We start from the raw sequence: 7,532 nt of genomic DNA, 5'->3' as shown, positions 1-7,532 counted from the left end.
CAATGAGTATCAAACTGCAAGACTCAGAAATCAAGCGCATCACCGATGCCGTGATTCATCGCCAAGATAATGACAAGTTCTCGAAAGTGGTGAGCAAGAAAACCATTCAAGAAAATGAGTACAATCTCAATATTCCGCGTTATGTCGATTCATCACCCGCTGCGGAAACGTGGGATCTTCACGCGACCATGTTAGGCGGTATTCCAAATCGTGAAATCGCCGCCCTAAAAGAGTACTGGGATGCCTTGCCAGAGCTTCATGATGCGCTGTTTAGCGCGAAATCATCCGATTACAGTGAGTTAGCGGTTGAGAAGAGCCAAGTGCAAACCACCATTGCACAGCATCCACAACTGCTTGCGTTTATTGACGCATATAACCAAGCATTTGATGGCTTTGATGAATACCTAAACACCACCTTAATTAAGGGCTGGGAAAGCGTTAACCGTAACCAACAACAAGCGCAATTGAGTGTTGAATTGTTTAAGCGCATGCAGCCGATCGCTTTGGTGGATAAATACCAAGCCTACCAGCTACTCAGTGACCAGTGGCAGATCATTAGTGCCGATCTTGAAATGATGCAAACCGAAGGGTTTAAGGCAACCACGCAGGTTGACCCAAATATGATCATCAAGAAAGTCAAAGGCAAAGAGACCGAAGTGCAAGACGGTTGGAAAGGGCACATTATGCCGTTTGATTTGGTACAAAAAACGCACTTAAACAATGAACTGCTAGCCCTAGCCAAACAAGAGGCTCGCTTAGCAGAGATCACCTCACTGTTTGAGGAGGTTTTAGAGTCACTCTCTGATGAGGAAAAAGAAGCGGAAACCGTAAAAGAGTCGGGTGATGGTTTTGCCAACGCGCAAGTCAGCAAAGAAGCCAAGGTGCTAGCGAAAGAAGCGAAAGCAAACGGTTCATTTGATGAAGAGAGCTATGAAGCGAAAATCATTAAGGTTGCCGCGCTGATTGAAGAAGAGAAAAAACTCAAGAAAGCCTTCAAAGAAGCGGAAACCGCACTGCACCTAAAAACCAAAAAAACAATTGAAGAGCTAACCGACAGCCAAGTGAATGACTTGTTAGAACTTAAATGGATCACGCCGCTGTGTGATGAACTGATAAACATGCCAAGCGCTGTGGTTAACCGCTTAACCAGTAAAGTCCAATCACTAGCCGATAAGTACGCCGTGACCTACTCCCAAGTGGCTAATGAGATTCAAACCTCAGAGCATGAGCTAGCCGAAATGATGGGGCAGTTAAAAGGCAATGAGTTTGATATGCAGGGCTTGGCGGAACTGACTAAGTTGCTGAAGGGTCTATAACATGAGTTATGAGATTAATGCACCTGAGTTTCGTTTTGAAGGGTTTAGTGTGGAATGGGAAAGGAGTTATTTAGGTAACCTTTGCCAAATTGGAGATATAGATCATCGTATGCCAGAATCGAAATCAACAGGTATACCATACTTGATGACTGGGGATTTCTATGGCATCAACGGCCTAGACTTTGGCAATGCAAAGTTGATATCTATAGAGGACTACGAGCTTTTATCAAAAAAAATAAAGCCTGAATTCGGCGATATATTGTTTGCTCGTTATGCATCTGTTGGGGCTGTGAGATATGTTGAGACAGATACTAAATTCTTGATTTCTTATTCTTGTGCAATTCTAAAAACGAACAACACTACTTATGGCAAGTATTTGTTCTATTTTTTCCAGACAAAAAAGGCACAAGCTCAATTTGAGCTAGGCATCAATACTGGGTCTCAAAGAAATATTGGGATTGACACGCTAAAGTCCCTTTCGGTGGCTTTGCCTAAACCTATGGAACAAACTCAAATAGGTAATTATTTCCAAAAACTCGACACCCTGATTAACCAACACCAGCAAAAACACGACAAGCTAAGCAACCTGAAAAAAGCAATGCTGGAAAAGATGTTTCCAAAGGCAGGCGAAACTGTGCCGGAAATTCGTTTTGATGGCTTTAGTGGGGAATGGGAACAGGTACCTTTCAATGAAGCGTTTTCTTTCTTATCCAGTAATACTCTTTCTAGAGCGGAGCTTAACTATGAACAGGGGAAGGCGAGAAATATTCACTATGGTGATATTTTAGTTAAGTTCGGTGATGTTGTAGATGCTCAAGGGGCTGACATCCCATTTATCAGCTCAGATGAGTTAGTTTCCAAAATGTCAGCAACCAAGTTGCAAGATGGTGATGTTCTATTTGCAGATGCTGCGGAAGACGCAAGTGTTGGCAAGTGTGTTGAAGTAACGAATGTCGGCGAGCACATTGTTTTTTCAGGCTTGCACACTATAGCCACTCGACCAAATCAGGTCTTTGCTTCAAATTACTTAGGTTACTACCTTAATTCAGGCGCATTTCATCAACAATTAGTGCCCTTAATGCAGGGTACCAAAGTGCTTTCTATTTCAAAAAAAGCAATTAGCACTGTTGATGTAAAGTACCCAAGTGATAGGCAAGAACAAGAGGAAATTGGGAAATACTTCCATCAACTGGATGAGCTTATTAATCAACATAGCCAACAAATCACCAAACTCAAAAACATTAAGCAAGCATGCTTAGATAAAATGTTCGTGTAACAAGGATAGCCGATGACCATTTTTAAAAGAGAAGCGGATTTTGAACAAGCCTTTATCGAGGTACTAATTGATAAAGGTTGGGAGCGCGAGGTTCTTAAAAACAAAACCGAAGCCGACTTGCTACAAAACTGGGCAAACATTTTATTTGAGAACAACCGTCAGCGTGATCGTCTCAACGATGTGCCGCTCACGAATGGTGAGATGCAGCAGATCATTGAGCAAATCAAAGAGCTTAAAACTCCGTTTAAGCTCAATGGTTTTATTAACGGTAAAACCGTTGCGATCAAGCGTGACAACGAGAATGACCCAGAACATTTGGGCAAAGAAGTCAGCTTAAAGATCTACGACAGGCAAGAGATAGCGGCAGGGCAAAGCCGTTATCAAATCGTGCAGCAACCTAAGTTTGAGCGTGGCAGCCCACTGCGTAATGATCGCCGTGGTGACATTATGTTGTTGATCAATGGCATGCCTGTGTTCCACATCGAATTAAAACGCAGTGGCATTCCTGTAAGCCAAGCGGTGAACCAAATAGAGAAGTACTCTAAAGAGGGGATCTTTAGCGGTTTATTTTCGCTGGTGCAAGTGTTTGTCGCCATGCAGCCAGAAGAGTCGAAATATTTCACTAACCCAGGTGCCGATGGCAAGTTCAACCCTGATTACCAGTTTAATTGGGGCAATGTGAACAATGACCCCGTCAATCACTGGAAAGAGGTGGCGTCAAAACTGCTTTCGATTCCTATGGCACATCAGCTGATAGGTTTTTACACCGTAGCGGATAATACCGATGGGGTGCTCAAAGTGATGCGTAGTTATCAGTACTACGCTGCTAATGCCATCTCTGATAAGGTTGCGAAAACCAAATGGCGACAGATTAACTCGAATGCTGATCGGCTTGGTGGTTATGTTTGGCATACCACGGGTTCGGGCAAAACCATGACGAGTTTTAAGTCGGCTCAGTTAATTGCTCAATCTCGCGACGCCGACAAAGTGGTGTTCTTGATGGATCGCATCGAGCTTGGTTCGCAGTCACTCAAAGAATACCGCAACTTTGCTGATGATAGAGAAGAGGTGCAAGCCACCGAAAACACCGATGTGTTGGTCACTAAGCTAAAAAGCTCAGACCCGAAAGAGACATTGATCGTTAGCTCAATTCAAAAAATGAGCAATATCTTTGAAGCGGTTGACGACCAAGGCACTGCCACCAACTCAGCGGATATTGATCTCATTCGTGAAAAGCGCATGGTGTTTATTATAGATGAAGCACACCGCTCAACCTTTGGTGACATGCTAACCATCATCAAAAAAACCTTCCCTAAGGCGCTGTTTTTTGGCTTCACCGGTACACCTATCCAAGGTGAAAATGAGATAAAGGGCACTACCACCCCCGATATTTTTGGCGATGAGTTGCACCGTTATAGCCTTGCCGACGGTATCCGCGATAAAAATGTGTTGGGTTTTGACCCATACAAAATACGCACCTTCAAAGAGAGGGAACTAAGGCAAGCGGTCGCTTTACAGCAGGCAAAAGCTCAAACCGTCTCTGAGGCAATGGCAGACCCCAAAAAGAAGAAAAAATTTAACCACTTCATGAATGATGTGCCGTTGGCTGGGCAAAGGTTGCCTGATGGTAGCTATGAAAAAGGCATTGAAGACTACGTGCCAAAAACTCAGTATGAGACGGATATGCATCAAGAGCAAGTCGTCGCAGATATCATTGAGCAGTGGGAAATATTAAGCCAAGCGAACAAATTTCATGCCATTTTGGCAACCAGCAGCATCGCGGAAGCGGTCGATTACTACCGTCGATTCAAAGCCGCCAAACCTGAGCTCAAAGTGTCAGCGCTGTTTGACCCTAACATCAACAATGAAGGGGAAAATAGTGTGGATGGCTGCGCAGAACGTGGTCCAACCTTTAAGGCAGACGGTCTTGAAGAAATCATGGCGGATTACAACGCGATGTTTGGTCAAGACTTCGACTTCGCCCGCCATGCGAAGTTCAAGCAAGATATGGCGGCGCGGATGTCGCATAAAAAGCCGTATGAAGGGATCCACAAAGAGCCAGAGAAACAGCTTGATTTGATGATTGTAGTTGACCAAATGTTGACGGGTTTTGACTCTAAATGGGTGAATACGCTCTATTTAGATAAGGTGATCAAATATCAAAATATCATCCAAGCCTTTTCGCGCACCAACCGTTTGTTTGGCCCAGACAAGCCCCACGGTACTATTCGTTATTATCGCTACCCAGACACGATGGAACGTCATATTGATGAGGCAGTGAAGCTCTATTCTGGAGATAAGCCTTTAGGCTTGTTCGCGGACAAGTTAGAAAGCAACATTGAGGCGATGAACGAAATTTTTGCTGAAATCCAAACCGTGTTTAGCAATGCGGGCGTGCAAGATTTTGAGCATCTGCCAGAAGATGATGAAGCCTGCGCGAAATTTGCAGCACTTTATCGCGATTTCAACAAACACCTTGAAGCCGCGAAAATTCAAGGTCTAGATTGGACAGATGATTCACTAGAGTGTGGTGAGCAAGTGTATCTTGGTTTGGCCCTGCGATACCGAGAACTGGCAAGCCAAAGTGAGCGCGATCCTAGCGGCTCACAATCAGATATACCATTCGATATCGTGGGTTATTTGACTGAAATTGATACGGGTCGAATCGATTCGGACTACATGAATAGTCGATTCGAGCGTTATTTACGAGTTTTGAGCAGTGGTGTTAGCGCAGAGGAGACAGAGAGGACGCTTAATGAGCTACATCAGTCGTTCTCATCCCTCACACAAGAAGAGCAGCGATATGCTAGGTTGTTTTTAAATGACTTGCAGCGTGGTGACGCTCGCCTTAGTGAAGGCCATAGCTTTAGAGATTACATCAATCGCTATCAAAACCAAGCAGAGCATGCCCGCATCGATGGTATTGTGAATACGCTAGGGTTAGACAAAGACTTATTGTTGCAACTCACCAATGGGGTAATCAACGAAGAAAATCTTAATCGTTTTGGGCGTTTTGATACTCTTAAATCCACTGTAAACAGAGATAAAGCGAAAGCGTTCTTTGAGCAGTTGGAAGGAAGAACGATCCCACCATTTAAAATGAATATGCTCATCGATAAGCACCTAAGAGCGTTTATCTTTGAACAGTCTGAAGTGTTTAATGTGGATGAGCCAGTTGACGATGATGTTCAACAGTCATTGAAGCCAGAACCTTTAATGATTGGTGATGTGAAGCTTTATCGCGCTGACCAGCTGCAATCTCTACCAGGGGCACTTGAATTAGGTTCAATTACGTTTAAAACTGATGCGCCATATCGAGATAACCCAGCTTCGTTATTAGCAATGAGCTGCTATGGCGAGTTAAAAGCGCTAGGAGTTGTTTCTTCTGACGTTTTGGATATCACCGTGACTGCACTTCTAGAACTTGAGCAGGTTACTAAGGAGCTTGACCTTCCTCTTTATCAACAAGGTCAGAGTGGTATTGTGTGGGCGCTTAAAGAGGCCAAAGAAGGTAGTGTTTACACCGAATTTATTGCTTACTTAGTAGAGCTTGTTGGCGATGAGGCATATAAGCCAGTTATTGAAACCGTCGTTATAGCTAGTGGTTACGACTTAAGTAAACGAACTTTAAGTGCCGCGTTTATTGCTCTCCCTTCATTATTAATTGCCAAACAAAAAGAGAAGTTAAATCAACCCAAACAAGAAAATACTGGAAAAGAGAGCACTGATAGAGCCCCCAATGTAGTTGACTTTAAAACTAACGAAAAACTTGCTGCTAAGTGGAAAGAGAAGCAACATTAAATTACTTTTAACTGCTTAGTGTCTGTGACAGAGAGGCTGCCTTTGGTGGCCTCTTCTATATGCCGGCTCCATCAATACATTATTGGAAGGCGGCATTCTAGGAATCCAGTATTATATGGCACTCTTAACCGAAGATAATATTGAAGAGTGACGTTAATGTTGTTCAGGATGCATATTAAACAAGTGAAAAAGGGCAGCATATGCGTGTTTGGTAGTTCATCAAGAACAGTAGTCTCAGAGTAATTCACGCTTCTCGGGGCTCCGCGCTTTCTGGTTTTTGCCCCCGCCTTAAAACGGCGGGCAGTGGTCCAGGGCTAATCCCCTAACACCTATACTAACGCTTATACTATGACTGGAGTAAATTCAGCAAGCATAACGAGTTATGCTGGTCGTATTGTCAAATAGTCCAGAACCAGGCAAGTGTATGGTATTCGCGTCGAGGTTTGGGGTATCTATTTAAAATAGAGCAAGAATTTAGACGATTTGGTCAGGAGTGGAGTTTGAACCGCATGGTAGATCGATTCTGCACTTAATCATCTGAAAACAGTTCTTCGATCTCATCCCAATCTGGTAGCTGGTTTGTTTTTTCTGTGACCTCAAACTGTAAGCCTACAGCATCGAGCAATCTTTCAAATATATCAAACGAGCCAGTGAATCGACCGTTCTCGATCTCTGAGATAGTCGTTTTATTAATTTTGGTCAATTTTGATAACTGTACTTGTGTCAATCTCATGTGATTACGGGCCTGCTTAACTTTTAGCCCTATTTCAGATCTGTATGCCATCGTGCATCTTTCATTTGGTTAGCTATATGGCTAATATTTTAGATTATGATGGTTGTGTTAGCTATATAGCTAACAATATATTGCTAATTTCTGCATGCTTTGAGGTATTTTAAAAAAATAAAAATTACATAAAAACTATGAAAAACATGGTCTTGTGTTGAAATTTTGATTTTGTCCGGTACCGGACAAATTTCATTTTACTCAACGAGTACAGAGGCTCGTTTAAGTTACTCTTGTTCCCTACAAAGAACAATCATGCGTATCTCCTAGGACGAATGATATAAACTGCTCTCGGTTTTTGAGGTTTGGTACCGTTCAAGGCTGCTGCTAGTTTTTATTAGAGAAGTGGACCCCA

General features: G+C 43.1%; 4 protein-coding genes and 1 pseudogene. 3 read left to right on the top strand and 2 right to left on the bottom strand.

Going from position 1 to position 7,532, the window contains the following annotated elements:
- The 3 genes from KIV40_RS21805 to KIV40_RS21795 form a co-directional block, all read left to right on the top strand.
- On the top strand, positions 1-1,316 hold a 1,316-nt coding region (locus KIV40_RS21805; protein WP_285351284.1), incomplete at its 5' end, for an N-6 DNA methylase.
- A 1-nt stretch (position 1,317) separates the two neighbouring features.
- Complete coding sequence (locus KIV40_RS21800; protein ID WP_285351283.1) at positions 1,318-2,592, top strand: restriction endonuclease subunit S; 1,275 nt, start codon at positions 1,318-1,320, stop codon at positions 2,590-2,592.
- A gap of 12 nt (positions 2,593-2,604) precedes the next feature.
- The gene (locus KIV40_RS21795) at positions 2,605-6,393 is read left to right on the top strand and encodes an HsdR family type I site-specific deoxyribonuclease (protein ID WP_285351282.1); all 3,789 of its coding nucleotides are present in this window, start codon (positions 2,605-2,607) and stop codon (positions 6,391-6,393) included.
- On the opposite strand, the pseudogene KIV40_RS21790 reads toward KIV40_RS21795, so the two are convergent.
- Both KIV40_RS21790 and KIV40_RS21785 read right to left on the bottom strand, forming a co-directional pair.
- A pseudogene (locus KIV40_RS21790) lies at positions 6,390-6,524 on the bottom strand (integrase); the annotation flags it as partial. The gene KIV40_RS21795 and the pseudogene KIV40_RS21790 sit on opposite strands and share 4 nt — an antisense overlap.
- A 398-nt stretch (positions 6,525-6,922) precedes the next feature.
- The gene (locus KIV40_RS21785) at positions 6,923-7,177 is read right to left on the bottom strand and encodes a helix-turn-helix domain-containing protein (RefSeq protein WP_285351281.1); all 255 of its coding nucleotides are present in this window, start codon (positions 7,175-7,177) and stop codon (positions 6,923-6,925) included.
- Between the last annotated feature and the right edge of the window lie 355 nt (positions 7,178-7,532).

It is taken from the genome of Vibrio sp. D173a (assembly GCF_030248475.1).
This window is presented reverse-complemented; position numbering and strand designations above follow the sequence as displayed.

What these genes read in the sequence shown, in the direction of transcription:
- KIV40_RS21800 (WP_285351283.1), top strand. Translation starts at nt 1,318, where the DNA reads ATGAGTTATGAGATTAATGCACCTGAGTTTCGTTTTGAAGGGTTTAGT.
- KIV40_RS21795 (WP_285351282.1), top strand. Translation starts at nt 2,605, where the DNA reads ATGACCATTTTTAAAAGAGAAGCGGATTTTGAACAAGCCTTTATCGAG.
- KIV40_RS21785 (WP_285351281.1), bottom strand. Translation starts at nt 7,177, where the DNA reads ATGGCATACAGATCTGAAATAGGGCTAAAAGTTAAGCAGGCCCGTAAT.